The organism is Actinopolymorpha cephalotaxi, from assembly GCF_013408535.1.
Taxonomy (GTDB): Bacteria; Actinomycetota; Actinomycetes; order Propionibacteriales; family Actinopolymorphaceae; genus Actinopolymorpha; species Actinopolymorpha cephalotaxi.
This window is the reverse complement of the sequence record NZ_JACBZA010000001.1, coordinates 3,056,710-3,081,541: the sequence shown is the minus strand read 5'-3', so window position 1 is coordinate 3,081,541 and position 24,832 is coordinate 3,056,710. Positions and strand designations below refer to the sequence as shown.

General features: G+C 71.8%; 22 protein-coding genes. 10 read left to right on the top strand and 12 right to left on the bottom strand.

Annotation, left to right across the window (positions count from 1 at the left end; genetic code table 11):
• Positions 1–12: 12 nt before the first annotated feature.
• From FHR37_RS13665 to FHR37_RS13645, 5 genes are all read right to left on the bottom strand, one after another.
• Entirely contained in the window at positions 13–1,122 is a 1,110-nt protein-coding gene (locus FHR37_RS13665) for a Gfo/Idh/MocA family protein (RefSeq protein WP_092883326.1), read from the bottom strand.
• Complete coding sequence (locus tag FHR37_RS13660) at positions 1,119–1,892, bottom strand: ThuA domain-containing protein (RefSeq protein WP_092883325.1); 774 nt, start codon at positions 1,890–1,892, stop codon at positions 1,119–1,121. Before FHR37_RS13660 ends, FHR37_RS13665 begins: the two co-directional genes overlap by 4 nt.
• Entirely contained in the window at positions 1,889–2,923 is a 1,035-nt protein-coding gene (locus tag FHR37_RS13655; RefSeq protein WP_202818072.1) for a LacI family DNA-binding transcriptional regulator, read from the bottom strand. Before FHR37_RS13655 ends, FHR37_RS13660 begins: the two co-directional genes overlap by 4 nt.
• Before the next feature lie 252 nt (positions 2,924–3,175).
• Complete coding sequence (locus FHR37_RS13650; protein WP_092883323.1) at positions 3,176–3,790, bottom strand: malonic semialdehyde reductase; 615 nt, start codon at positions 3,788–3,790, stop codon at positions 3,176–3,178.
• Between the two features lie 66 nt (positions 3,791–3,856).
• Positions 3,857–4,930 (bottom strand): LacI family DNA-binding transcriptional regulator, encoded by a 1,074-nt coding sequence (locus FHR37_RS13645; protein ID WP_092883322.1) that lies wholly within the window; start codon positions 4,928–4,930, stop codon positions 3,857–3,859.
• A 354-nt stretch (positions 4,931–5,284) separates the two neighbouring features.
• On the opposite strand from FHR37_RS13645, the gene FHR37_RS13640 reads away from it, so the two are divergent.
• The gene (locus FHR37_RS13640; protein WP_092883321.1) at positions 5,285–7,396 is read left to right on the top strand and encodes an ABC transporter substrate-binding protein; all 2,112 of its coding nucleotides are present in this window, start codon (positions 5,285–5,287) and stop codon (positions 7,394–7,396) included.
• Between the two features lie 451 nt (positions 7,397–7,847).
• Here the strand turns inward: FHR37_RS13640 and FHR37_RS13635 are convergent, their stop codons facing one another.
• A complete protein-coding gene (locus FHR37_RS13635) occupies positions 7,848–8,204 on the bottom strand; it encodes a Fe-S cluster assembly protein HesB (RefSeq protein WP_237768762.1) in 357 nt (118 codons plus the stop codon).
• Positions 8,205–8,421: 217 nt separating this feature from the next.
• Here FHR37_RS13635 and FHR37_RS32450 point away from each other — a divergent pair, with 217 nt between their 5' ends.
• The 3 genes from FHR37_RS32450 (at position 8,422) to FHR37_RS13620 (ending at position 10,992) form a co-directional block, all read left to right on the top strand.
• On the top strand, positions 8,422–9,186 hold the full coding sequence (locus FHR37_RS32450; RefSeq protein ID WP_139238929.1) for a CPBP family intramembrane glutamic endopeptidase: 765 nt from the start codon (positions 8,422–8,424) through the stop codon (positions 9,184–9,186).
• Positions 9,187–9,265: 79 nt separating this feature from the next.
• On the top strand, positions 9,266–10,153 hold the full coding sequence (gene recO / locus FHR37_RS13625; RefSeq protein ID WP_202818071.1) for a DNA repair protein RecO: 888 nt from the start codon (positions 9,266–9,268) through the stop codon (positions 10,151–10,153).
• Positions 10,150–10,992, top strand: coding sequence for an isoprenyl transferase (locus FHR37_RS13620; RefSeq protein ID WP_092883318.1), 843 nt, complete (start codon positions 10,150–10,152; stop codon positions 10,990–10,992). Before recO ends, FHR37_RS13620 begins: the two co-directional genes overlap by 4 nt.
• Positions 10,993–11,001: 9 nt before the next feature.
• Here the strand turns inward: FHR37_RS13620 and FHR37_RS13615 are convergent, their stop codons facing one another.
• The 5 genes from FHR37_RS13615 to FHR37_RS13595 form a co-directional block, all read right to left on the bottom strand.
• On the bottom strand, positions 11,002–11,394 hold the full coding sequence (locus tag FHR37_RS13615; protein WP_456237028.1) for a Fur family transcriptional regulator: 393 nt from the start codon (positions 11,392–11,394) through the stop codon (positions 11,002–11,004).
• 14 nt (positions 11,395–11,408) lie between these two features.
• The gene (locus FHR37_RS13610; protein ID WP_092883316.1) at positions 11,409–12,428 is read right to left on the bottom strand and encodes a metal ABC transporter permease; all 1,020 of its coding nucleotides are present in this window, start codon (positions 12,426–12,428) and stop codon (positions 11,409–11,411) included.
• A 2-nt stretch (positions 12,429–12,430) separates the two neighbouring features.
• On the bottom strand, positions 12,431–13,255 hold the full coding sequence (locus FHR37_RS13605) for a metal ABC transporter ATP-binding protein (RefSeq protein ID WP_092883315.1): 825 nt from the start codon (positions 13,253–13,255) through the stop codon (positions 12,431–12,433).
• Positions 13,252–14,265 carry a metal ABC transporter substrate-binding protein gene (locus FHR37_RS13600; protein WP_092883314.1) on the bottom strand — a complete coding sequence of 338 codons (1,014 nt, stop codon included), beginning with the start codon at positions 14,263–14,265 and terminating at the stop codon, positions 13,252–13,254. The genes FHR37_RS13605 and FHR37_RS13600 overlap by 4 nt, the downstream gene beginning before the upstream one ends.
• Positions 14,266–14,376: 111 nt before the next feature.
• A complete protein-coding gene (locus FHR37_RS13595; RefSeq protein ID WP_139238928.1) occupies positions 14,377–14,883 on the bottom strand; it encodes a DUF6703 family protein in 507 nt (168 codons plus the stop codon).
• Positions 14,884–15,045: 162 nt separating this feature from the next.
• On the opposite strand from FHR37_RS13595, the gene FHR37_RS13590 reads away from it, so the two are divergent.
• From FHR37_RS13590 to FHR37_RS13565, 6 genes are all read left to right on the top strand, one after another.
• The gene (locus FHR37_RS13590) at positions 15,046–16,425 is read left to right on the top strand and encodes a glycine--tRNA ligase (RefSeq protein WP_092883311.1); all 1,380 of its coding nucleotides are present in this window, start codon (positions 15,046–15,048) and stop codon (positions 16,423–16,425) included.
• Positions 16,426–16,478: 53 nt separating this feature from the next.
• Complete coding sequence (locus FHR37_RS13585) at positions 16,479–17,297, top strand: hypothetical protein (RefSeq protein ID WP_092883310.1); 819 nt, start codon at positions 16,479–16,481, stop codon at positions 17,295–17,297.
• Complete coding sequence (dusB, locus tag FHR37_RS13580) at positions 17,294–18,586, top strand: tRNA dihydrouridine synthase DusB (protein ID WP_092883309.1); 1,293 nt, start codon at positions 17,294–17,296, stop codon at positions 18,584–18,586. The genes FHR37_RS13585 and dusB overlap by 4 nt, the downstream gene beginning before the upstream one ends.
• A gap of 97 nt (positions 18,587–18,683) precedes the next feature.
• A complete protein-coding gene (locus tag FHR37_RS13575; RefSeq protein ID WP_092883308.1) occupies positions 18,684–19,484 on the top strand; it encodes an oxygenase MpaB family protein in 801 nt (266 codons plus the stop codon).
• A 129-nt stretch (positions 19,485–19,613) separates the two neighbouring features.
• Complete coding sequence (gene ppdK / locus FHR37_RS13570; RefSeq protein ID WP_175542499.1) at positions 19,614–22,313, top strand: pyruvate, phosphate dikinase; 2,700 nt, start codon at positions 19,614–19,616, stop codon at positions 22,311–22,313.
• 238 nt (positions 22,314–22,551) lie between these two features.
• Positions 22,552–23,892, top strand: coding sequence for an XRE family transcriptional regulator (locus FHR37_RS13565; RefSeq protein WP_179771001.1), 1,341 nt, complete (start codon positions 22,552–22,554; stop codon positions 23,890–23,892).
• 36 nt (positions 23,893–23,928) lie between these two features.
• Here FHR37_RS13565 and FHR37_RS13560 read toward each other — a convergent pair whose 3' ends face one another.
• Complete coding sequence (locus FHR37_RS13560; protein WP_092883306.1) at positions 23,929–24,813, bottom strand: phytanoyl-CoA dioxygenase family protein; 885 nt, start codon at positions 24,811–24,813, stop codon at positions 23,929–23,931.
• Between the last annotated feature and the right edge of the window lie 19 nt (positions 24,814–24,832).

Genomic DNA, 24,832 nt, shown 5'->3' with positions numbered 1-24,832 from the left:
CCGGCGAACGGGTCAGCCGGGGGGAGTGAGGGACGTCCAGCCGGTGAGGGCGTCCAGGACGGGGCCCTCCGCGCGCGCCTTGGCCTGGGCGTACGCCTCCTCCAGTACGTCGGACACCAGGACGCGGCGGCCGTCGCGCGCGGACTCGATCGCGGCGTACACCATAGCCAGGCTGGCGACGTTGTCGCGGGCGGTGCCCATCGGGGTCGTCCCCGTCCGCAGGGCGGCGACGAACTCCCGCAACGAACCGGCGATACCCGGATGCGGATCCGCCTCCGGGGTGTCGCCCTCCGGCGCGGTCTCCCCGCCCTCGACGATCTCGAGGGTCGGGGGGCCGTCGCCGTCCCACAGCGCGGTGCCGTGTTCGCCGCTGGCCCGCCACGCGGCGTTCCACGACGTCTCCTGGCCCGGGCTGCACCAGCTTCCGTTGTAGACGTAGCGCAGGCCGCCGCCGAACTCGAAGATCGCGGTGGCGGCGGCGTCCCCGGCGTACCAGCTCCAGCCCGGGTTGTACTCCTCGCAGTAGACCGCCACCGGGTCCGCGTCGAGCAGGAACCTCGCGCTGTCGAAGGCGTGGATGGCCATGTCGAGCACCAGCGGGTGGTCCATCGCGTCCCGGAACCCGCCGAAGTGCGGCGCCTTGAAGAACTCCGCGGTCAGGATGCCGAGCCGGCCGAGCTGCCGCAGCTGACGGCGGTAGGCGAACAGGTTGGCGTCGTAGCGCCTGCTCTGGCTGACCATGAACAACCGGTCGTACGCCTGCGCGGCCGCCGTCAGCTCCAGCGACTCGGCGAGGCTGGCCGCGAGCGGCTTCTCGCCCAGCACCGGCAGGCCGCGCCGCAGCGCCGCCATCGTCACCGGGTGGTGAGCCTCCGGAATCGTCACGTCCACCACGAAGTCCGGCCGCACGTCGTCGGCGAGCGCCTCGACCGTCGGGCCGGCCGCCACGTCACCCGCGCCGGCCTCCTCCAGTGCCTCCTTGGCCCGGGCGACGTCGAGGTCGGCGACGCCGACGAGTTCCACCTCCTCGTACGCCAGCAGGGTGCGCAGCCACCCGCGGCCCATGCCGCCGGCGCCGACCTGCAGCACCCGCAAGGGGCGGTTGACATCTCCGGACGTCATGCGCGGGCCTCCGAGCCGTCGGCGTTCTCGTACCAGCCGGTGGGGCAGTTCTGCAGCCGCGGCAGGTCCCGGGCGGACTCGGCCGGCGCCACCCACCTCACGGCGTTCGCGATCACCTTGCGGACGTCGGGGTGGTGGTAGACCGGGTAGGCCTGGTCACCGGGGGAGAAGTAGAAGATCCGCCCGTTGCCGCGGTGGAAGGAGCATCCGCTGCGGAACACCTCTCCGCCGCTGAACGAGCTGACGAACACGAGCTCGTCCGGGTCGGGGATGTCGAACACCTCGCCGTACATCTCCTGCTCGGGAATGACGATCGGGCTCGGCACGCCCTCGGCCACCGGGTGGTGCGGCTTGAGGGTCCAGACCAGCTCCCGGTCGTGCTCACTGCGCCACCGCAGCGAGCAGGTGGTGCCCATCAGGGTGCGGAAGATCTTCGAGAAGTGCCCGGAGTGCAGGACGACCAGGCCCATCCCGCCGAGCACGTGCCGCTGCACCCGCTCCACCACCTCGTCGGCCACCTTGTCGTGCGCCGCGTGCCCCCACCAGGTGAGGACGTCGGTGCTGGCCAGCACCTCCTCGGTCAGCCCGTGCTCGGGCTGTTCCAGGGTTGCCGTACGGACGTCGACCTGACCCTTCAGGTTCTCCTCGATGCCCGCGGCGACGGCGCCGTGGATGCCTTCGGGATAACGGGCGCGGACCGCTTCCTCCCGCTGCTCGTGGACGTTCTCGTTCCAGACGGTGACGCGGATCGTGCGTGCGGTGTCGGTCATGGAGCTCCTCGGCTCGGAAGGCGGGCAGGCGCTGGCGGAGCGGCGGTGCTCCCGCGCTCGTTCAGGACCGGTGGCAACAGCACCGGCTGGGCGGGGTTGCCGGAGATGGCGCCGACGACGAGGGCGACGGCGTGCTCGGCCATGGCGGCAACGGGCAGGTCCACGAAGGACAGCGAGGGTGAGGCGTGCCGCGCGGTGGACTCCGCGGCGACCGCCAGCACGGACAGGTCGGCGGGTACGCGCAGGCCGTCGGTGGCCAGCACCTCCTCGACGGTGGAGAGGGTCTCCTGGTCGTACACCGCCAGCGCGGTGATCGCCGGGGACGCGGCCAGCAGCCGCCGGATGCTGCCGGCCACCTCGCGGCGCACCGTACCGGTCTGCTCGGTCACGAGCGACACCGAGTGCCGCGCCGCCGCGTCCCTGGTGGACCGCAGGGTGCGCAGGGCGTAGCCGAGTCCGCGTTCGTAGGCCCCGGCGTTGGGGCCGAGCAGGCCGATCCGGCGGTGCCCGAGGTGGGCCAGGTGCTCGACGCACAGGACTCCGGCCGCGGTGAAGTCGAGGTCTACCCAGGGCAGGCCCTGCGAGTCGGCCGGCTGACCGAGCAGGGCGGCGGGGATGCCGAGCTCGCGGATCGTCGCCACCCGGGAGTCCTCGACCTCGACCTCCATCGGGAGTACGCCGTCGGCCAGCGCGCTGTGGGCGATCCGGCGCAGCCCTTCGTCGCCCTCGTCGGCGGTCATCAGCAGGACGTCGTAGCCGTAGCCGCGGGCGGCGGTGGTGATCGCGGTGACGAACGCCATTCCGACCGAGACGGAGAAGTACTCGGCGGCCGGCATCACCAGGGCGAGGATCTGGGAGCGGCGGCTGGCCAGGGCCTGGGCGCCCGCGTGCGGCCGGTAGCCGAGCGCCTGGATGGCCGCCTGCACCCGGTCGCGGGTCTCGGCGGAGATGCGGCGCTTGCCGCTCAGGGCGTACGACACCGTGCTGACCGACACCCCGGCACGCTCGGCGACGTCCTTGATCGTCGGCACGGTGACCTCCCCCGATGTGCGGATGCCCGACCGAGTGGCCGGCACGGAGGCGGCGGGCTCGGGGCCAGGAGTTGAAGCGGTTCGACAACGAAACTAACCAGCGCGGTCACCGGCTGTCTACGCCGCGAACGCCCACGGCCGGAGCCGGTCAGCGAGCGGGACCGGCTCCGGCCGAGGGCGCAGTCGTCCGGTCGGTGTCGCGGGGGCGGGAGGGGCTGCCCCCGGGTGTCGCGGAGCGGGAGGCTGCTCGGGTCAGATCGAGGTGACGACCTCGTCGAAGCCGAGCCGGGGAAGCCGGTCGCGGTAGGCGTTCTCGTCGGGCCGGCCGATGTTGACCACGGCGAGGGAGCGGTGCCGGCCGTCGGGGAAGAACTCGGCGTCCACCCCGGCCTTGTCGAAGCCGGTCATCGGCCCGGCGGCCAGGCCGGCGGCGCGGACGCCGAGGAGGAAGTAGCCGACCTGGAGGGTGGCGTTGAACTGCGCGGACGTGTGCCGCCGCTCGTCGTCGGCGAACAGGTCCTTGACGTTCGGAGCGTGGGGTACGAGGCGGGGCAGGTGCTCGGCGAACTCGGTGTCCGCGGCGAGGATCGCGACCAGCGGCGCCGCCGCCGTCTTGGCCCGGTTGCCCTCCGCCATCAGCGGCACCAGCCGCTCACGGGACTCCGGCGTACGCGACAGGATGACGCGGAGCGGCTGCTGGTTGAACGCGGTCGGCGCCCACTTGACCAGCTCGTAGATCTCGCGCACCGTCGCCTCGCTCACCGGTTCGTCGGTGAAGCTGTTGGCGCTACGGGCCTCCCGGAAGAGCAGGTCGGCCGAGTGCGGGTCGATCCGGAGCTCGTCGCGCGTCAGGTCGCTGACTGTCATCAAGTCCTCACCTCGTAGTGCGTGTCCATGTGCGTACGAGCGTGAGGAACAAGATTGATGCTTCAACTATTCCGTGGGGCCGGTCCTGATCAGCCCGCCGCCACCGAAGTCGCCGACGTCGCCGGAGCCACCCGAATCGCCGGAACCACCCGAGTTGCCGGAGCCGCCAGAGCCGCCGGAGCCGCCAGAGCCGCCGGAGCTGCCGGAGCCGCCGGAGCCGCCGGCGATCGCCGACATCGCGAGCCGTACCGCGGTCCGGGTCATCTCCGCCACCGGAAGCTCCCAGCGGGGGAGCCCGGGCACGCCGGGTCGCTCGCGGGTGCTCGCCACCGCGACCACCGGGAGGTCGGCCGGCACGTGGTGGCCCTGCTCGCGCAGGATCCCCACCAGTCCCGGCACGTCGTGCACGGTGACCAGGGCCGTGGGCGGGTCGTCGACGTCGAGCAGGCGGCGCACCCGGCCGGCGAGGGTGCTCGGGGAGTTCGAGGAGCGGATCACCGTGAGCTGGGCGCCGGTGTCCCGGGCGCCGAGCCGGGCACCGGCCAGGCCGCGCCGGGCGTAGCTCACCCCCTCGCGGAACTCGGTGTCGGTGGAGGCGACGAACCCGATCCGGCGGTGCCCGTACCCGGCGAGCATCCGCACCGCCTGCGCCGCCGAGCCCTCGAAGTCGAAGTCGCACCAGGGCAGGCCGCGCGGGTCGTCCGGGCAGCCGAGGAGCGCGGTCGGGAACCCCAGTTCCCGGACCACCGGGATCCGCGGGTCGTCGGTCAGCACCGACATCAGGACGGCGCCGTCGGCCAGCCGGCCGCGGGCCACCCGGCGGACGTCGGCCACGCTGTCCTCGCCGGTGAGCAGCAGCAGGTCGTACTCGTGTTCACGGGCGGCGGCGCTCAGGTCGTGCACGAACCGCCAGCGCAGCGGGTTGTACGCACCCTCGGAGGGGACCGAGACCGCGAGGACGCGGGTGGCGGCTCCCCGCAGCGCCCGGGCGCCGACGTGCGGTTGGTAGTCCAGGTCGCGGATTGCCTGGCGCACCGCCTCGCGGACCTGCGGGGAGATGCTGCGCCGGTTGGACAGGACGTACGACACCGTGCTCGGCGCCACGCCCGCCAGCCGGGCGACATCGGCGATCGTGGCCACCGGCCGTCTCCTCGTCAGGGTGTTCGTTACTGCTCTGTTGTCGAATCATTTCGACAGGGATGGACGCTAGAAGGCGGGTCGTGACGGTGTCAAGCAACCGGCCCGTGTCCGTTCGAGGACGCTCGTCATGTTCGTGCTGGTTGGAGTCTTGACACGACGTCCGTTCCCGCGATTACTGTTTCCGCCAGATTGCACAGTCGAATCGAATCGACTGATCGAGCGATCGGCGTGCGCCGCGCAGAGCGGCGTACGTGTCACCTGTTCCGTTCGTGTTCTCCGGGTGGGCCGTGTGGTCGGCGCACCGCGAAACACCCGCGAACCGGTCTGTTCCTGTTCTCTACGTGGGAGGTCGCGATGTCGGGGTCTGACGAACTCACCAGGCGCCGGCTGCTCTTCGGCGCCGCCGTGGTCGCCGGCGGCGTCACGCTGGGCGCCTGCAGCAGCGGCGGGGGAGGGAACTCCACCGGTGAGGGACCGAAGCCGAGCAAGGGTCCCACCAAGCGAGGATCGGCCGCGAAGCCGTTGTCGCCGCCGCGGCAGCTGAAGGAGTCGCCGGAGCTGGCCGCGCAGGTCAAGGCGGGAAAGCTGCCAGCGTTGAAGGACCGGCTGCCCGACAAGCCCTACGTCATCCCGCACTACTGGGCGCAGACGGGGAAGTACGGCGGGACCCTGCGGCTGGCGAGCGGCTCGAGCAACGACGCCGCGATCAAGGAGTACATGTACGGCCATTCGCCGCTGCGCTGGCTCAACGACGGCCTCACCCTCGGCCCCGGCCTGGCGGAGAGCTGGGAGTCCAACGCGGACGCCTCGGTGTGGACGTTCCACTTCCGCAAGGGGCTGAAGTGGTCCGACGGACAGCCGTGGACGACCGCGGACATCATGTTCTGGTGGCAGGACATGGTGCTCGACCCCGACTTCGGTGAGGGCATCCCCGACGAGGCCCGGTCCGGCAAGGGCACGGTCGCGAAGTTCGAGGCACCCGACGACAACACTCTGGTGATCACCTACGACGCGCCCAGCCCGATGGTGCCCGACATGATCGCCAACTGGGTCAACCGCGGGATCGCGGCGACCTGGATGGAACCCAAGCACTACATGAAGCAGTTCCACCCGAAGTACAACAAGTCCGTCGGCAAGGACTGGACGACGAAGTTCGACGAGAAGCGCAACACCGTCTTCAACCCGCAGACCCCGACGATGGGCGGCTGGCAGCTGGCCACCTACTCCGAGGGCCGGGCGACGACGTGGAAACGCAACCCCTACTACTACGTGGTCGACCAGGCCGGGAACCAGTTGCCCTACCTCGACGGGCTGAACTTCCGGGTGGTCGACAACATCGAGACCCGCAAGCTGCAGATCCAGTCCGGGCAGTTCGACCAGGTGCACGGCCCGTTCAACAGCCTGACCCTCGGCGACATCTCCGGGCTGAAGCGCTCGCAGGCCAAGAGCGGCATGAAGATGCTGTTGTGGGACAGCGGATCCGGCACCGGGTCCATCTTCTTCTTCAACCAGGACTACGACGAGCCCGCCATGCGCGCGCTGATCCGCAAGCCGGAGTTCCGCCAGGCGCTGTCGCTGGCGTACGACCGCGGCGAGGCCCGCAAGTCCATCTACTTCGACACCGGTGTACCCACGACCGGCGGGTACGGGCCGAAGACGCGGGAGTTCCACCGCGGCGACGGCCCCGGGATGTACAAGCAGTGGCGTGAGTCGTGGGTGAAGTTCGACCCCGAGCGCGCCAAGTCGATGCTGGACAAGCTGGGTGTGGTCGACAAGGACGGTGACGGCAAGCGGGAGAAGCCGGACGGCAGCAAGCTGGTCGTCCGCCTGAACTACCCGGCCGACATCGACACCACCGGCGAGCACATGAAGAAGAACCAGCTGCTGAAGAAGAGCTGGGACGCGATCGGCATCGACACCCGGCTCAGCCCGGTCTCTCCCACGTCCTTCGGTGACCAGTGGGCACAGGGAAAGCTGATGACCACCACCGCGTGGGAGACCAGCACGATGAGCGTCGCCGCCGACATGTTGTGGCTGATGCCGATGGAGCCGTCCCGGTGGGCCTCACTGCAGGGGCAGTACTACGCGCTGCGGGGTACGCCCGACGAGAAGAAGCAGCTCGACGTCGATCCGTACAAGCGCACGCCACCGCGGGCCGCACCCGAGCCCGGCGGTCCGGTGGACCGGCTGTGGAAGCTCGCCGACCAGGTGCGGGTCGAGGTCGACCAGACCAAGCGGGACAAGCTCGTCTGGGACATGATCAGGATCCACATCGAGCAGGGCCCGTTCTTCATGGGCGTGGTCGCCAACTACCCGCAGATCGTCCTTGTCAAGGACGGCTTGCGCAACGTCCCCGCCAAGGAACAGACCGCGCTCGGTGGGCTGGTCAACGACTGGCACCACCCCACCCCCGCGGCCTACGACCCGGAGGCGTGGTTCTGGGACGACCCGAAGGCGCACACCTGAGGGCCGCCACGGTCCAGGAGCCGGCAAGGATCCGGCCCACCTTGTGGTGAACGCACGCCTTGTAGGCCAGGCACGCCTTGTGGCGAATGCGGGACGGTGAACGCACAAACGGTGGCCGCCGGTGGAGAGTGCATCTCCACCGGCGGCCACCGTCGTCGCGTTCGGGACCGCCGAGCGTTCGAGCTACGCCTGTGCAGGCGGCGATGCGCCGGGCGGATGGGGCTGCCACTTGGGGTGTGCCGCGAAGCTTTCGGTACACAGCTGCTCGTACAGCCAAGGCACGTGGCCGCGTCGTCCGCGGGCCACCTGCCCTCGCGTACCGCCAGGTCTCACCTCACGCCGCGGGTGGTTCCGCGGGCGAGAGCGAGCCGGGGCAGCTGGGTGTGAGGCGCCGTTCCGGTTGGTCCTGCTGGTACGGAACGGCGCCCGCCCCCCGAACGGTCCTGACTGCTCAGGCGGTGGGACCGTCGGGGCCCTGGCTGTTCTGCGAGGGAGCGGCGCCACCGGGCTGCCCGCCCGCCTGGCCGGCCTGGCTGCCCAGGAAGAACTGCACGCTGCCCTGGGCGTCGACCTCGGCGTCGAGCACCATCTCGTCGAGCATGCTGGAGGCGCTCTCCTCGAGGAAGACGCGTGCGCCCTGCTCCTCGACGACGGCGTCACCGGCGGTGGGCTCGGCGGCGACCGCGAGGCTCAGGCTCTGCTGGTCCTCCGGCTGGGCCGTGATGCGCAGACCGGCACTTCCGGGAAGTTCGGGGCTGTTCGTCAGCGACTGGATGACGAGGGCAGCGTTGTTCGTGAGTGCAAGCAAGATTGCTCCTCAACTAGAGATCATGGGTGACGGGGAACTGCGCCCGAGCGCGCCGTCGAAGGCGTACGTCAGGGCGCCACTGGGCCCGACCGGCTGGCAGGTGTGAATCACTCCCCGATGCACTGGACGCCGGTGATTCCACCCTTGCCCCTGATCGGCGCTGAGTCAAACCAAGCGTGTCGGCGGGTGGTGTGGAGGTGGCGTACATGATGGAGGGGTGACCAGTCAGCCATCGCCTTCGGAGTCTTCCGGCCCTGTTCCCGCGTCGGGAGACGTCCCACCCGCCGGCCCCGACACGCCCGGCGGGACCGAGGTCGCGCCGCCGCCGCGATGGGGGCTTCCCACCGCGATCGGGTCGCTGCTCGGTTTCGTCGTGTTGTCGTTCGCGGTGTCGCTCGGCCTGTCCGCGCTGGGCGTGGATCCGGTCACGGCGACGATCATCGCCACCCCCGTGGGCTGGCTGTCGCTGGCCGGCGTGCCACTGCTGGCCTCCCGGCGGCGCGGTAACGGTCCGCGCTCGGACCTCGCCCTGTGGTTTCGCCCCGTCGACGTGGTGATCGGGCTGGTGGCCTGCCTGACCGTCCTTCTGGTGGCCGCGCTCATCCTGCTGGCCACGATCGCGGTGACCGGAAGTACGCCCACGTCCGCGCTGGGTGACGTCGCCGGGCACGCCAACGCCCATTGGCAGGTCGTGGCGCTGGCCGTGATGGCGCTGTGTGCGGCGTTCATGGAGGAAGTTCACTTTCGGGGCATGTGGTGGAGTGCGCTGCGCCGGCGCGGCCTGGGTGCCTGGCCGACGCTGCTGGTGACCGCGGTGCTGTTCGCCCTGGTCCACCTCGAACCCGCTCGGATACTGCTGCTGTTCGGTGCGGGGCTGGCCGCCGGATACGTCCGGATGCGGTCGGACCGGCTCGGTCCCGCGATCGTCACCCACCTGCTGGTCAACCTGCTGGCCGCGGCGTCCCTGCTGAGCCTGCTGTGACGTACGGGAAGTGGCGTACGGGCGCGCCGATGTGCGGCGGGGGTCCGCCACGTCGGCGCGGTAGGCGAGAATGGTCGGCGTGCCGCTGTACGTCGACGAGGCCGTGGTGCTCCGCACCCACAAGCTGGGCGAGGCCGACCGGATCATCACCCTGCTGACCCGTCATCACGGACGGGTGCGGGCGGTCGCCAAGGGTGTCCGCCGTACGACCTCGCGGTTCGGCGCCCGGCTGGAGCCCTGCTCCTACGTCGAGCTGCAGCTCGCGGTGGGCCGCTCGCTGGACGTCATCACCCAGGCCGAGATCCGCCGGCCCTACGCCGAGGCGATGTACGCCGACTACGGCCGCTACACCACCGCCGCCGCCATGCTGGAGACCGCGGAGCGGCTGACCGTCGAGGAACGCGAGCCGGCCACCCAGCACTTCCTGCTCCTGGTCGCCGCCCTTCGGTCCCTGGCAGACGGGGCCCACGAGCCCAGCCTGATCCTGGACTCCTACCTGCTGCGGTCGATGTCCGTGGCGGGCTACGCACCGTCCTTCGACGCCTGCGCCCGCTGCGGCACCGGCGGACCGCACCGCGCGTTCGCGGTCGCGGCCGGCGGGATGATCTGCGCGGACTGCCGGCCGGCCGGGGTGGCGATGCCCGCGCCGGAGACCGTCGGGCTGCTGGCGGCGCTGCTGACCGGCGAGTGGCCGGTGGCCGACGCGAGTGCGGACCGGCACCGGCGCGAGGCCACCGGCCTGGTCTCGGCGTACCTCCAGTGGCATCTCGAACGCGGCCTGCGCTCCCTGCCGCACGTCGAGCGGTTCGAACCGGAGATCCGGGTACGGGTGGCCGAGGACGACCCGCACGACCACAGCGAGCACGACGACCACGAGCAGCATGACCACGGGCGCACGAGCGGCACGGACGAGCAGCACGAAGGCGCTTTCCCCCACGACACCGGACGGGGTGTGATCTCGCGATGAGTCCCAGCCTGCGCGCCGGCCTGCGGCGCAGGCCGGCACCTGTCCGCCGGCAGGTGCAGCCGCCCGACCCGCACCCGTCGGGTGCCCGGCCACCGGACATCCCGCCGGAGCTCGTTCCCCGCCACGTCGCCCTGGTGATGGACGGCAACGGCCGGTGGGCCAAGGCGCGCGGGCTGCCGCGCACCCGTGGTCACGAACAGGGTGAGGGCGCGCTCTTCGACACCATCAAGGGTGCGATCGAGATCGGCGTGAAAACCCTGTCGGCGTACGCGTTCTCCACCGAGAACTGGTCGCGTTCGCCGGAGGAGGTGCGCTTCCTGATGGGCTTCAACCGCGAGGTGATCCACCGCCGGCGGGACGAGCTGGACGCCATGGGGGTGCGGGTGCGCTGGGCCGGTCGCCGGCCCCGGCTGTGGAAGAGCGTCATCCGCGAGCTTCAGGACGCCGAGGAACGCACCCAGGACAACGACGTGATCAACCTGCAGTTCTGCGTCAACTACGGCGGACGGGCCGAGTTGGCCGACGCGATGCAGGCGATCGCCCGCGACGTGGAGGCCGGAAAGCTGCGACCGGACCGGATCGACGAGCGGACGATCGGCCGGTACATCTACCAGCCGGATCTGCCCGACGTCGACCTGTTCGTCCGGTCGTCGGGGGAGCAGCGCACGTCCAACTTCATGCTGTGGCAGTCGGCGTACGCCGAGTTCGTCTTCCTGGACACGTTGTTCCCCGACTTCGACCGGCGTGACCTGTGGCGGGCGATCGAGCTGTACGTCGGGCGGGACCGCAGGTTCGGCGGCGCGATCCCCAACGAGGTGCGCGACCCCGAGGGCGAGTAGGACCCGTCGCTAGGCCCCGTCCTCACGGGCGCAGGTGGCGCAGGTTCCGAACACCTCGACGGTGTGGGTGACGTCGACGAACCCGGCCTGCGCGGCCACGCCTTCCGCCCACCGCTCGACCGCGGGTCCCTCCACCTCCACGGTGTGCCCACAGCTACGGCACACCAGGTGGTGGTGGTGCCGCGCGGTGGCGCACCGGCGGTAGACCGTCTCGCCGTCGTCGGTACGGATCGCGTCCACCTGCCCGGCGTCGGCCAGGGACGCGAGCGTGCGGTAGACCGTTGTCAACCCGACGTTGTCGCCGCGGCCGCGCAGCAGTGCGTGGATGTCCTGGGCGCTGCGGAAGTCCTCGACCCCCTCCAGCGCCTCCGCGACCGCGGCCCGCTGCCGGGTCGCGCGGATCCTCGGGTTCGCGGTCAGCTGGATCGCCTCCCCTGTGTGGCCGGGTCGACCGGGTCGACCGGGTCGGCCGGGTCGTCGGTGAAGTGCTCGTCGTAGTGCGCGCCGTGCGGCGCGTGCCGGTGCCCGTCGTGCAGGTAGTCCACGTGGTCCTCGTGGGGTACGGCGCGGTGCCCGCAGGTGGGTCCGTGGGCGTGCAGGTGGTCCTCGGCCTCGTTGTGCGGTCCGCGCATCCTGGCCCGCAGCGCGGTGCCCGCCGCGGTGAGCACGAACACCGCGATGGCCGCGAGCACGATCGTCGCACCGGAAGGAGTGTCGGCGTAGAAGGAGGTGAACACACCACCCACGCTCACCACCACGCCGACCACCATGGCGGTGGCGACGGTGCCGGCGAAGCTGCGCCCGACCCGCTGCGCCACCGCCACCGGCACGATCATCAGCGCGCTGACCAGCAACAGGCCGACGACCCGCATCGACACCACGACGGTGACCGCGACCATCACCGCGAGCACGATGTTGAGGGCGAGCACCGGCAGCCCGGCCGCGGTGGCGTACTCCTCGTCCGCGCCGACGGTGAAGAACACCCGGGACATCCCGAGCGCGACCGCCAGCACGACCACCGCGAGGACGGCGAACACCACCAGGTCACCCGGCGTGGTCGAGGTGATCGAGCCGAAGAGGTAGGCGTTGAGGTTGGCGGGCGTACTGCCGGGCGCCTTCGCCAGCAGCACCACGCCACCGGCGATGCCGCCGTAGAACATCACCGCCAGGGCGACGTCGCTGCTCGTACGACCCTTGGCCCGCATGAGCTCGATGAGTACGGCGCCGAGCACCGTGCACACCAGCGCCGTCCACACCGGGCCGGAACGGGTGAGCAGCCCGATGCCGACGCCGGTGAGCGCGACGTGGCCCATGCCGTCGCCGATCAGGGCGAGCCGGCGCTGGACGAGGTAGATGCCGACCGCCGGGGCGGACAGGCCGATGAGCAGCGCGGCCAGCAACGCCCGCTGCATGAAGTCGAACTGCAGGATCTCCATGCTCAGTCCACGAATCCGAAGGGGTCGCCGGGTGAGTTCGGCAGGTCCGGTGAGGTCGGCAGGCAGTGCGGGTCGGTGCCGCCGAAGCCGTTCAGCACCTTGTCCGTGGGCGGGCCGTCGTAGCCGACCCGGCCGTGCTGCAGTACGACCGTACGGCCGATCAGGCCGGCCAGGGGGCCGATCTCGTGCGTCACGATGAGCAGGGTGGTGCCGGCCTCCACCAGACCGGTCAGCGTCCGGGTGAGGATCTCCTGGTTGGCCAGGTCGACCCCGGCCAGCGGCTCGTCCATCACCAGCATGTCCGGCTCGCCGGCCAGCGCGCGGGCGATCAGCGCCCGGCGCTGCTGGCCGCCGGACAGCGTGGACACCTGGGCGCAGGCCTTCTCCTCCAGCCCGACGGTGGCGATCGTGTCGGCGACCACCGCCCGGTCGGCCGGGCGGAGCCAGGGGGTGAGCAGCCGGCGGCGGGCCAGCCGGCCGGAGGACACCACCTCCTGCACGGTCGCGGGAACGCCGCCGCCGACGGTGTGCCGCTGGGGTACGTAGCCGATCCGGGCGCGGTCGTGGAACCGCTGCGCGGGTGTGCCGAAGAGTTCGAGCGTGCCGGCCGACAGGGGAACCAGGCCGAGGATCGCCCGGACCAGGGTCGACTTGCCCGAGCCGTTCGGCCCGAGCAGGGCGACCACCTCACCGGGCGCGACGTCGAGGTCGACACCCGACAGCGCGCGCTGGCCGGCGTAGGAGACCGCGCCGCCACGAAGGCTGACGGCGGGGGTGGCCGCGGAACGTTCGATGCCGGTTCCGGGGCCGGGCGGGCTGGTGCTCATGAGCAGTCCTGTCCCTTCCGGAGCGTGCCGAGGTTGGCGCGCATGACGGCGAGGTAGTCCTTGCCGGCCGACTCCGAGGTCAGCCCCTCCAGCGGGTCGAGGACCGCGCTCCGGGCTCCGGTCTCCTCGGCCACCGTCTTCGCCACGGCCGGGCTCACCAGCGTCTCGTGGTAGATCGTACGAACGTCGTGCCTGCGGGCGAACGTCGCGGCCGCGCTGAGCTCGGCGGGGGAGGGCTCCTGCTCCGGGGACAGCCCGGTGATGCCGAACTGCGTGAGCCCGTAGCGATGGGCGAGGTACCCGAACGCCGCGTGGCTGGTCACCAGGTCGTGGGTGCGGCAGGTGGCCAGGCCGGTACGGAACTCCCGGTCCAGCTTGGTGAGGTCGGCGCGGAGCCGGGCGGCGTTGGCCCGGAACGCGGCGGCGTGGCCGGGGTCGACCGCCGCCAGCCGGTTGGCGAGGGCGTCGCCCACGGCGGCCAGGCGGAGGGGGTCGAGCCAGAAGTGTGGATCCTTGCCCGACGCGACGCTGTCGGTCTCCCCGCCGCCCTCGACGTGGTTGCCGTGGTCGGCATGGTCTGCGTGGCCGGCATGGTCGGACTCGCCGGCGCGCGGTGCGGGCAAGGTCAGCTTGGCGGCGCCGGCCACGTCCAGGCTGTGGTCGCCGGCCTCCTGTTTCACCGCGGTGTCGACGGCCGGCTGCAGACCGCGCAGGTAGACCACGAGGTCGGCCTCGCTCACCGTGCCCACCGCCCGCGGCGACAGCTCGAGGTCGTGCGGTTCGGCGCCCGGCTTGGTGAGGTTGACCACGTTCGCGGAGTTGCCGGCGACGCGCTGGGCGGCGTACTGCAGCGGGTAGAACGACGCCACCACGCTCAGCTGGTCTCCGCTCGCAGAGCCCGGTCCGGACTCCGACCCGCACGCCGTGAGCAGGCTGCCGGCGCACAGGCCGGCGACGGCGACGACGGCGAACCGCCGTACGACGGCCGCCCGCCGGATCATGAAGAACATGAGAACCATTTTCAACTGGCGGCCGTGCGCTGTCAACTCCGGGTTGCCCGGTCCGTACGGATCCGTACGGACTCCGTGCGGAAATGGAGGTGATGGAGGTGAAGGTGTCGCTCAGGCGGCGACGATGCGCATCGCCAGCGCCGCGCCGCCGAGGGCCAGCGCGACCAGGCGGATCACCCGGCGGGAGCGGTCTCCCTCGTGCCAGGCGAGGTAGGTGAGCCAGGCCATCGTCGCCACGACGACACCGAGACAGACCGGTCCGTACGGCGCGGGCGCCAGCAGGCCCGCGACCAGTAGCGCCACCAGGACGATCGTCACCACCCAGCGCGGCGCGCGGTGCAACCGGAGGATGACCGGGTAGCTCAGGCGTTCCGCCGTACGGCGAAATCCGGTGGAGCCGGGCGAGCCGGAAGAACTCGGCGACCGTGACGGGCCGGCCGAACCCGAGCCATGCCGGGCGCCGGTGCCACTCGTGCCACTCGTGCCGCCCGCACCCGCGGAGGTGCCCGGCCGACGGTTGCCGCCCGTCCGCGACGTCGCCGCCGCGGACCTGGGGCCGGGCGGACGGCTGCGCGGCCCGCCGGCCTTCGGCTGCCTCGACTTCGGTCGGTCGGACACGACACTCCTCGACTGCGACAGGGCCGCCGCCGATGCCGGCCGCCACGCGTTCCCACCGATCCTCTCACCCGCGCCAGGGCGTAGGACACCGTGCATCGGGGCACACCGGTAGCCTGTGTCCTTCCGCGTCCCCGCCGACACCCAGCCGGATGGAGTGCACACGTGCCAGCCGATCGCCTCGACACTCTCGTCAGCCTCTGCAAGCGCCGTGGTTTCGTCTTCCCCTGTGGGGAGATCTACGGCGGCACCCGTTCGGCCTGGGACTACGGCCCGCTCGGTGTGGAGCTGAAGGACAACCTCAAGCGCCAGTGGTGGCGGGCGATGGTGCGCACCCGCGGAGACGTGGTGGGCCTGGACTCCTCGGTGATCCTGCCGCGGGCGGTGTGGGAGGCCTCCGGTCACGTCGAGGCGTTCGTCGACCCGCTGACCGAGTGCCAGAGCTGCCATCGCAGGTTCCGGGCCGACCACCTGGAGGAGGCGTTCGCCGCGAAGCACGACCGGCCGCCGGCCGACATCACCGAGCTCGGCTGCCCGGCGTGCGGCACCAAGGGCGCGCTCACCGAACCGCGGTTGTTCAACGGCCTGCTGCGCACGCACCTCGGACCGGTGGAGAGCGCGGAGGGCATGCACTTCCTGCGACCGGAGACCGCGCAGGGCATCTTCGTCAACTTCGCCCAGGTGATGGCCTCCGCGCGACGCCGGCCGCCGTTCGGCATCGCTCAGATCGGCAAGAGCTTCCGCAACGAGATCACCCCCGGCAACTTCATCTTCCGTACCCGCGAGTTCGAGCAGATGGAGATGGAGTTCTTCGTCCAGCCGGGCACCGACGAGGAGTGGCACGACTACTGGCTGGCCAAGCGCTGGGAGTGGTACACCGACCTGGGCATCTCCGCGGACAACCTGCGCTTCTACGAACACCCCAAGGAGAAGCTCTCCCACTACTCAAAGCGCACCGTCGACATCGAGTACCGCTTCGGGTTCGGCGGCAAGGAGTTCGACGAGCTCGAGGGCGTGGCCAACCGCACCGACTTCGACCTCAGCACGCACGCGCGAGCCTCCGGCGCCGACCTGTCCTACTTCGACCAGGACAAGGGCGAACGCTGGACGCCGTACGTCATCGAGCCGGCCGCCGGCGTGGGCCGGTCGATGGCGGCGTTCCTGCTGGACGCCTACACCGAGGACGAGGCGCCGAACTCCAAGGGGAAGCTCGAACGCCGCACCGTGCTCCGGCTGGACCGCCGGCTCGCCCCGGTGAAGGCGGCCGTGCTGCCGCTGTCGCGCAACTCCGACCTGTCACCGCAGGCCCGCGCCCTCGCCGACCAGCTGCGCCAGTCGTGGAACGTCGAGTTCGACGACGCCGGCGCGATCGGGCGGAGGTACCGTCGGCAGGACGAAATCGGCACGCCGTACTGTGTGACGGTCGACTTCGAGACGTTGGAGGACCACCGCGTGACGGTACGTGAGCGCGACTCGATGACGCAGGAACGCGTCTCCCTCGACGGCGTGGAGGCCTACCTCGCCGCCCGTCTGGTCGGCTGCTGACCGTCCCGCCCGGTTCGCCTGTTCCCCTGCCCCGTTCCCTTCTCCCAGGTGTCATGACACTCCACTCCCACCTCTCCCGGACGCGCCGGTCGGCATGGCAGCGCCGGTCGTCCCGGCCGCGCCGGTCGTTCGGGCTCGCCGGGCTCGCCGTCCTGGCTCTCGGCGTCACCGCCGGCTGCGGCCCGCTCGGCGCCCTGACGGACTCCAACGACTCGGCGGCATCGCGGACACCGGAGCCGAGCTCGACCGCCCAGCGCGGTGACATCTCCCTGCGCAAGCTCACCGACGCGACGGGCACGCCCAGGCCGGCTCCGACGAGGACGGCCACCCCGACCCCGAGCCCGACGGTCACGCTCACCCCGCTGCCCAGGCCGACCAGCACCTACCCGGCGCCGAAGCTGCCCTCGCCGCCGAAGGACGCGGCGCCGGAGCTGGAGCGGATCAGGTACCGCCTGGAGACGATCGTGTGGGCCTCGGCCGGCGAGGTGGACGAGAAGGGCACGAAGTCCAGCTGCTCGAAGTCCGAGGACGACATCATCGCGCTCGGCACGTACAAGTTCACCTGCGACGTGCGGCTGGACGACGTGCGGACCACGTTCGCGATCACCGCCACGGTGAAGGAGTCCGAGGTCAACTGGGGCTGGTCGGCGGCCAAGCTGCCGGTGACGGAGAAGAAGGCGGTGTACGAGGCGACCCGCCAGGCGTTCCGGCCGGCCCGGGTGACCTGCGACATCACCGACCTGGAAGCCGTCGAGGTCGGCACCCGCACCGGCCTGACCTGCTGGGTCACCGACGTCTACAACGAACGCGTGACCTACCACGGCAAGCTGCTGCCCAACGGCGCCCTCGCGTTCGAACCGGACGGCTCATGACCACCACCGCTGACACCGCTCACACCGCCGACACCGCTCACACCGCCGACACCGCTCACACCGCCGACACCGCTCACACCGCCGCGGCCCCCGGGCCGGGTTCGGTGCCGCAGGCCGCCCCGAGCGGGTTCCGGCTCGGCGCGTCGACGGTCAGCCCGCCGGTGGTCCTCGCGCCGATGGCAGGGGTGACCAACGCGGCCTACCGCACGCTGTGCCGCGAGCAGGGGCAGGCGTACGTGCCGAGCTCGCCTTCGGGCGGGGAAGAACCCCTCGCCGGGGTGTACGTCTGCGAGATGATCACCTCCCGCGGCCTCGCCGAGGGCGACGAGACGACGAAGCGGATGCTGGTGTTCGACCCGGGCGAGACCGTCCGGTCGGTCCAGCTGTACGGCGTCGACCCCACCTACATCGGCCGGGCGACCGAGATCCTGTGCGGCGACTACGGCGTGGGCCACGTCGACCTGAACTTCGGCTGCCCGGTGCCCAAGGTCACCCGGCGCGGCGGGGGAGCGGTGCTGCCGTGGAAGCGCAACCTGCTCGGCACGATCCTGCGCTCGGCGGTCGCCGCGGCCGCGCCGTACGGCGTTCCGGTGACGATGAAGACCCGCAAGGGCATCGACGACGACCACCTGACCTTCGTGGAGGCCGGGCGGATCGCCGCGGACAGCGGCTGCGCGGCGATCGCGCTGCACGGCCGGACCGCCGCCCAGCACTACAGCGGCCAGGCCGACTGGTCCTCGATCGCCGAGCTCGCCGCGGCCGTGGACATCCCGGTGCTCGGCAACGGCGACATCTGGGAGGCCGAGGACGCGGTACGCATGGTCGCCGAGACCGGCTGCTCAGGGGTCGTCGTCGGCCGCGGCTGCCTGGGCCGGCCGTGGCTGTTCCGCGACCTGGCGGCGGCGTTCGGCGGCCTGCCGGCGCCGGCGCTGCCCGGCCTCGGCGAGGTGGCCGCGATGATGCGCCGGCACGCCGAACTCCTCGCCGGGTACGTCGGGGAGGACCGCGGCTGCCGGGAGTTCCGCAAGCACGTCTCGTGGTACCTCAAGGGTTTCCCGGTCCGCCAGCAGGTGCGCCGGGACCTCGGCCTGGTGTCGGACCTGGCCGGGCTGGACGCCCTGCTCGCCGAACTCGACCACGACCAGCCGTTCCCGGTCGCCGAGCTCGGACTGGCCCGCGGCCGGCAGGGCAGCCCCCGGTCGGTGACCATGCCCGAGGGCTGGCTGGACGACCGCGACGGGCTGGGCGAGGACCTGGCCGGCGCCGAGCTCGGCATCTCCGGCGGCTGAGGCATCCGGCTGAGGCGTCCGGCTGAGGCGTCCGGCGGCTGACGCCCCGGTCGCGAACGCGGGGCGCGTGTTGTGCCCCGGGGGTACGGTCGGGATCATGGCGGCGCGCAAGGACCACGGACTGTTCGGCCCCGGCTCGGTCACCTGGCAGGTGCACGGTGAGCACGTCATGTGGGTGGCGGGCGTCCGCGCGCTGTACCTCCAGGCGCTGTACCCGCGGGTCATGCGCGGCACCTTCCAGAACTCCGCGCTGTTCGACCGGAAGAAGGCCTGGGCGCGGTTCCTGCGTACGACCGACTTCGTGGCGATGCGCACCTACGGCAGCACGGCGCAGGTGAAGGAGGCCGGCCGGCGGGTGCGGGCCATCCACGCGAACCTCACCGGCTACGACCCCGACACCGACGAGACGTTCCGGCTGGACGAGCCGGAGGGCCTGCTGTGGGTGCACTGCGGTGAGATCGACTCCTACGTCGACATCGCCCGCAGGGCAGGCATCCTGGGCAGCGACGAGGAGGCCGACGCCTACGTCTCGGAGAGCAGGCGGGCCGCCGAGGTGGTCGGCATCAAGCGCGCCGACGCGCCCGCCTCCCGGGCCGACCTCGCCGACTACTTCGCCATGATGCGGCCGAAGCTGTACCTCTGCGACGAAGCCCGCCAGGGCATGCTGAACTCCTTCAACCCGCCGTTTCCGTTCCGGCTGGCGCCGCTGCGGCTGGTGGTGCCCTCGCTCAACACGCTCGCCTTCATGGCGCTGCCGCGCTGGGCCCGCCGCATCTTCGGCGTACCCACGCTGCCGACCACCGAACTGTCCGTCACGCTCAGTCTGCGGGCCGTCCACCAGGCCACCTCGCTGCTGCCGCCCCCGCCGCTTCCCGTGGCCGTGGCCGGCGCGGCGTAGAGCCGCGGGCCGGAGGTCACACCGGCGGAAGCCGCGGTGCTGTTGACCCGCCTGATTCACAGGACACGCCCTACGCTCGAAAGCGCGGCGCCGCACGGGGAGCGGCCGTCGCCAGGGGGTGATGTGCGGATGTTCGTGTACGGATTTGCCCAGGGAAACAAGGACATGCGGGACCTGCTCGGCGGGAAGGGCGCGAACCTCGCCGAGATGACCAACCTCGGCCTGCCGGTCCCGCCCGGGTTCACCATCACCACCGAGGCGTGTCGTACCTACCTCGAGACCGGGCGGGAACCGGCCGGGCTGCACGAGGAGGTCGGCAGGCACCTGGCGAACGTCGAGGCGGTACGCGGCAGGCGGCTGGGTGATCCCGCCGACCCGCTGCTGGTCTCGGTGCGTTCGGGGGCGAAGTTCTCCATGCCGGGCATGATGGACACGGTGCTCAACATCGGGCTGACCGACCGCTCCGTGCGTGGCCTCGCCGAGCAGGCCGGTGACGAGCGGTTCGCCTGGGACTCCTACCGCCGGCTGCTGCAGATGTACGGCAGGACGGTGCTCGGCATCGACGGCCCGCACTTCGACGACGCGCTGGACGCGCTGAAGCGGGACCGCGGCGCGGCGCACGACGTGGACCTGGACGCGGGGGCGCTGCGCGAACTCGTCCTTACGTACAAGGGAATCGTGCGCGCGGAGAGCGGCCGGGACTTCCCGCAGGATCCACGCGAGCAGCTGGACGCCGCGATCCGGGCGGTGTTCGACAGCTGGAACGCACCGCGGGCGATCACCTACCGCCGCCAGGAACGCATCAGCGCCGACCTCGGCACCGCGGTCAACGTGGTGGCGATGGTGTTCGGCAACCTCGGCTCCGACTCCGGCACCGGTGTGGCGTTCACCCGCGACCCCGCCTCGGGTGCGCGCGGCGTCTACGGCGACTACCTCGCCAACGCGCAGGGCGAGGACGTGGTCGCCGGTATCCGCAACACCGTCCCGCTGACCGAGCTCGCCCAACTGGACAAGGTGTCCTACGACGAACTGCTGGACATCATGGCCACCCTCGAGGGCCACTACCGCGACCTGTGCGACATCGAGTTCACCATCGAACGCGGCCGGCTGTGGATGCTGCAGACCCGGGTGGGCAAGCGGACCGCGGCCGCGGCGTTCCGGATCGCCACCCAGCTCGTCGACGAGGGCCTGATCACCGAGGACGAGGCGCTGGCCCGGGTCGACGGTCACCAGCTCGCCCAGCTGATGTTCCCGCGGTTCGACGACCGCGCCGCCAGACGGGCGGTGGCGCACGGCATGAACGCCTCACCGGGCGCGGCCGTGGGGCGGGCGGTGTTCGACACCGCCACCGCGGTGGAGTGGAACGCCACCGGCGAGCAGGTGATCCTCGTCCGCCGGGAGACCAACCCCGACGACCTGGACGGGATGATCGCCGCCCGCGGCATCCTCACCAGCCGGGGCGGCAAGACCTCCCACGCCGCCGTGGTCGCGCGCGGCATGGGCAAGACGTGCGTGTGCGGAGTGGAGACGCTGGACATCGACGTGGCCCGCGGCCGCTTCACCGCGCCAGGCGGGGTGGAGGTCGCCGAGGGCGACGTGATCTCCATCGACGGTACGACCGGAGACGTCTTCCTGGGCGAGGTTCCGGTCGTCGACTCACCCGTCGTGCGTTATTTCGAAGGGGAACTGGACCCCGGTGCGGCGCAGGCCGACGAGCTGGTGCGTTCGGTGCACCGGCTGATGGCGGTCGCCGACTCCCGCCGCCGGCTCGGCGTACGCGCGAACGCCGACCTGCCCGAGGACGCCGCGCGCGCCCGGGCGATGGGTGCGGCCGGCATCGGGTTGTGCCGTACCGAGCACATGTTCCTCGGCGACCGCCGGCACTACGTCGAGGCGCTGATCCTCGCCGAGAACGACGCGGAGCGGACCGCCGCGCTGGCGGAGCTGCTGCCGTTGCAGCGCGCCGACTTCGAGGGACTGCTGGCGGCGATGGACGGGCTGCCGGTCACGGTGCGGCTGCTCGACCCGCCGCTGCACGAGTTCCTGCCCGACCTCACCGACCTGTCCGTACGGGTGGCGCTGGCGAAGGAACGGGGCGAGCAGGCCCCGCGCGACGAGAAGCTGCTGCGCGCGGTCCGGCGGCTGCACGAGCAGAACCCGATGATGGGGCTGCGCGGCGTCCGGCTCGGGCTGGTCGTACCCGGCCTGTACGCCCTGCAGGTGCGGGCCGTCGCCGAGGCGGCCGCGGCCCGGGAGCGCGCCGGCGGCGACCCGCGGGTCGAGGTGATGATCCCGCTGGTGAGCACCGTCCAGGAGTTGGAGCTCAGCCGCGAGGAGGCCGAGCGGACCATCGCCGGCGTCCGCGACCGCACCGGGTTCACCCGGCCGATCCCCGTCGGGACGATGGTCGAGCTGCCCCGGGCTGCGCTGACCGCCGGTGCGATCGCCCGGACGGCGGACTTCTTCTCCTTCGGTACCAACGACCTCACCCAGACGACCTGGGGGTTCTCCCGCGACGACGTGGAGGCGGCGTTCTTCGCGGCCTACCTCGAACGCGGCGTCTTCGGGGTCTCGCCGTTCGAGTCCCTCGACGTCGCCGGGGTCGGCCGTCTCGTCGAGCTCGCCGTACGGGAGGGCCGGGCGGCCCGCCCGGACCTCAAGCTCGGGGTGTGCGGCGAGCACGGCGGCGACCCGGACTCGGTGCACTTCTTCCACGACGCCGGCCTGGACTACGTCTCGTGCTCGGCGTTCCGGGTCCCGGTGGCCAGGCTGGAGGCCGGCCGGGCGGCGGTGCTCGCCGACACCGACGCGGGCAGCGCCAGCAGGTGAGCGACGCGGGCGTCTCCTGAGAGGTCGCCCTGAGTGTTGCCCTGAGCGTTGCCCGGACGGTTGCCCTTAGTGCCAATGTCGGTCACTCGTTGACACGACGATCTCGCGCGTGCCTAGTGGAACCATGGAGCCGCCACCTTGAGGGGGTGTCCTCGTGGAGCCCAACGAGAGGTTACGTTCCGCGCGCGAGAGAACGGGGTCCCGGGAGTCTCCCGGTCACGCGATGTCCCGGCAGGAGATGGCAGACCAGCTGAACACGTACCTGTTCCGGGTCACCGGTCGCGAGTTCGGAATCGACGCCAACTACGTGGGGAAGCTCGAGCGCGGAGTCATTCGCTGGCCGCAGAAGCTCTACCGGGACGCGTTCCGGGCCGTTCTCGGGGCGAGTACCGACCGGGAGCTGGGCTTCTTCAACCCGCGGCGGGCGCCGGCCCTGGCCGGCAACGGTGGTGCCGGAGGTGTCGGTGGTGCCGGTACCGGGACCACCGGTTCCGGGAGCAACGGTCACTCCGGGACCGCGGGAGATTCCGGCGGGACCGCAGCGTTGTCGGTGCGTATAGGCGCGAGTGGTGCGCCCGCGGCCGGTTCCGGTGCCGGCGGTGCCGGCGGTGCTGGACTGGTGCCGGCCGCCGCGTTCGCGCTGCTCGGCCCGCTGGAGGCGACCCCGATACCGTCGCGGATCGGCCGGGACGAGATCGGGCACGTGCGGGCGGCCGCGGTGCTGTTCAGCCGCTGGGACCACAGCTACGGCGGCGGTTTCGTACGGGACGCCGTGGTCGCACAGCTGCGCTGGTCGGCCCGGCTGCTGCAGGCCGGCGCCGGGCACCGCGAACGCCTGGAACTGCACGAGGCGGTCGGGCATCTCGCGCACGTGGCCGGGTTCATGGCCTTCGACGCGTACGCCTTCACCGACGCGGAACGGCTGTTCCGGTTCGCGCTCGCCTGCGCGGAGGCGGCGGGCACCTGGCACCTGCGGGCGAAGGTGCTCTCCTCGATGGCCCGGCTGGCGGTCTGGCGGGGCCAGGCCGCCACGGCGCTCGGGCTGACCGACCTGGCCCTGGTCCGCTCGGACCGGATCACCCCCACCGAGCAGGCGATGCTGCTCACCGCGCGGGCGCGCGGACTGGCCCGGCTGGGCCGCACCCGGGAGACCCTGCGGGTGGTCGGCGCGGCCGACGACGCGTTCGCCCGTTCCAACCCGGCCGAGGACCCGCCGTGGATGGCGTATTACGACGCGGCCCAGCACGCCGGCGACACCGGGCACGCGTTGTTCGACCTGGAGGTACGCGGATATCCGACCGAGGCCGGCCGGCGGCTGGCCGCCGCGGTGGCCGGGCACACCCCGGTCTACGCCCGGTCCCGCACCATCTCCCGGATCAAGCTCGCGTCGCTGCTGATGGCGACCGACGACCCGCGGGAGGGAGTGGCGGTGGGAACGCCCGCGCTGGAGGGCGCGGGCCGGCTGCGGTCCCGGCGTACCGCGGAGGACCTGCGTGAGCTCCGGAGGTACGCCGGGCAGCACGCGAACGTCCCCGACGTGGCCGACCTCCGCCGCCGGATCGGCACCCTGGTCGGCTGACTGGTCGGCCGACTGGTCGGTGCCGGTCGCCGTCGATCAGGCGGCGGGCGGCCACAGCCGCGGGCAGGCGGCCGGGTCGGTGTAGTCGGGGTGGCCGGCGGCGTCGCGGCGTACGTACTGGTCGTTGGGGTGGAAGGCGAGGGTGCCGTCGGGCCGGGTGTGCTCCACGAAGCGGTTCGACCCCGGCTGCATGTGGATCGCCATCGACCGCCGCGGCGCGCCGCTGCGGTTCGGCCCGCTGCCGTGGACCGTACGGCAGTGGTGGATGCTCATCGCCCCGCGCGGGATCTCCGCCACCACCACCTCGACGTCGTGCTGCTTTCGCACCGCGTCCAGGGTGGACAGGTCGGGGTTGAAGAAGTCCAGCACCACGTCGTCCTCCCAGCGGTGGCTGCCGGCCACGAAGGACACCGCGCCCTCGCGTTCGCCGACGTCGTGGAAGGGCACCCAGGCGGTGAGCATGTCGGCGGACGCCGCGCTGCGCCAGTACTGCCGGTCGGTGTGCCAGCCGACGTTCACCTTCCCGGACTCCGTGAGGCCGTCCTCGGACGGCTTGTACAGCAGCTGGTCGTGCCAGAGCCGGATCTCCGGCTCGCCGTTGAGGCGGGCCGCGCAGGCGCCGATCAGCGGATGCCGCACCAGGGTGGCCAGGTCGTCGACGATCAGCGACGTGTAGTCGTTCTTGCGGAGTACGTCGCCGTGCTCGGCCCGCCAGCCCACCCGGTCGCTGCCGTCGGGCATCGGGCGGTCGGCGTGCCCGGCGTAGAAGCTCGCCATGCCGCGTTCGGCGGAGTCGAGCACCTCCGGCGGCAGGATGCGCCCGGAGATCCAGTAGCCGTTCTCCTGGTAGAACGCCACGTCCTCGGGCGTCGGCAGCAGGTCGGCGTAGCGTTCGAGCAGGTCTTCGGTCGTGGTCGTCATGTCTCGCGACGCTACGGCC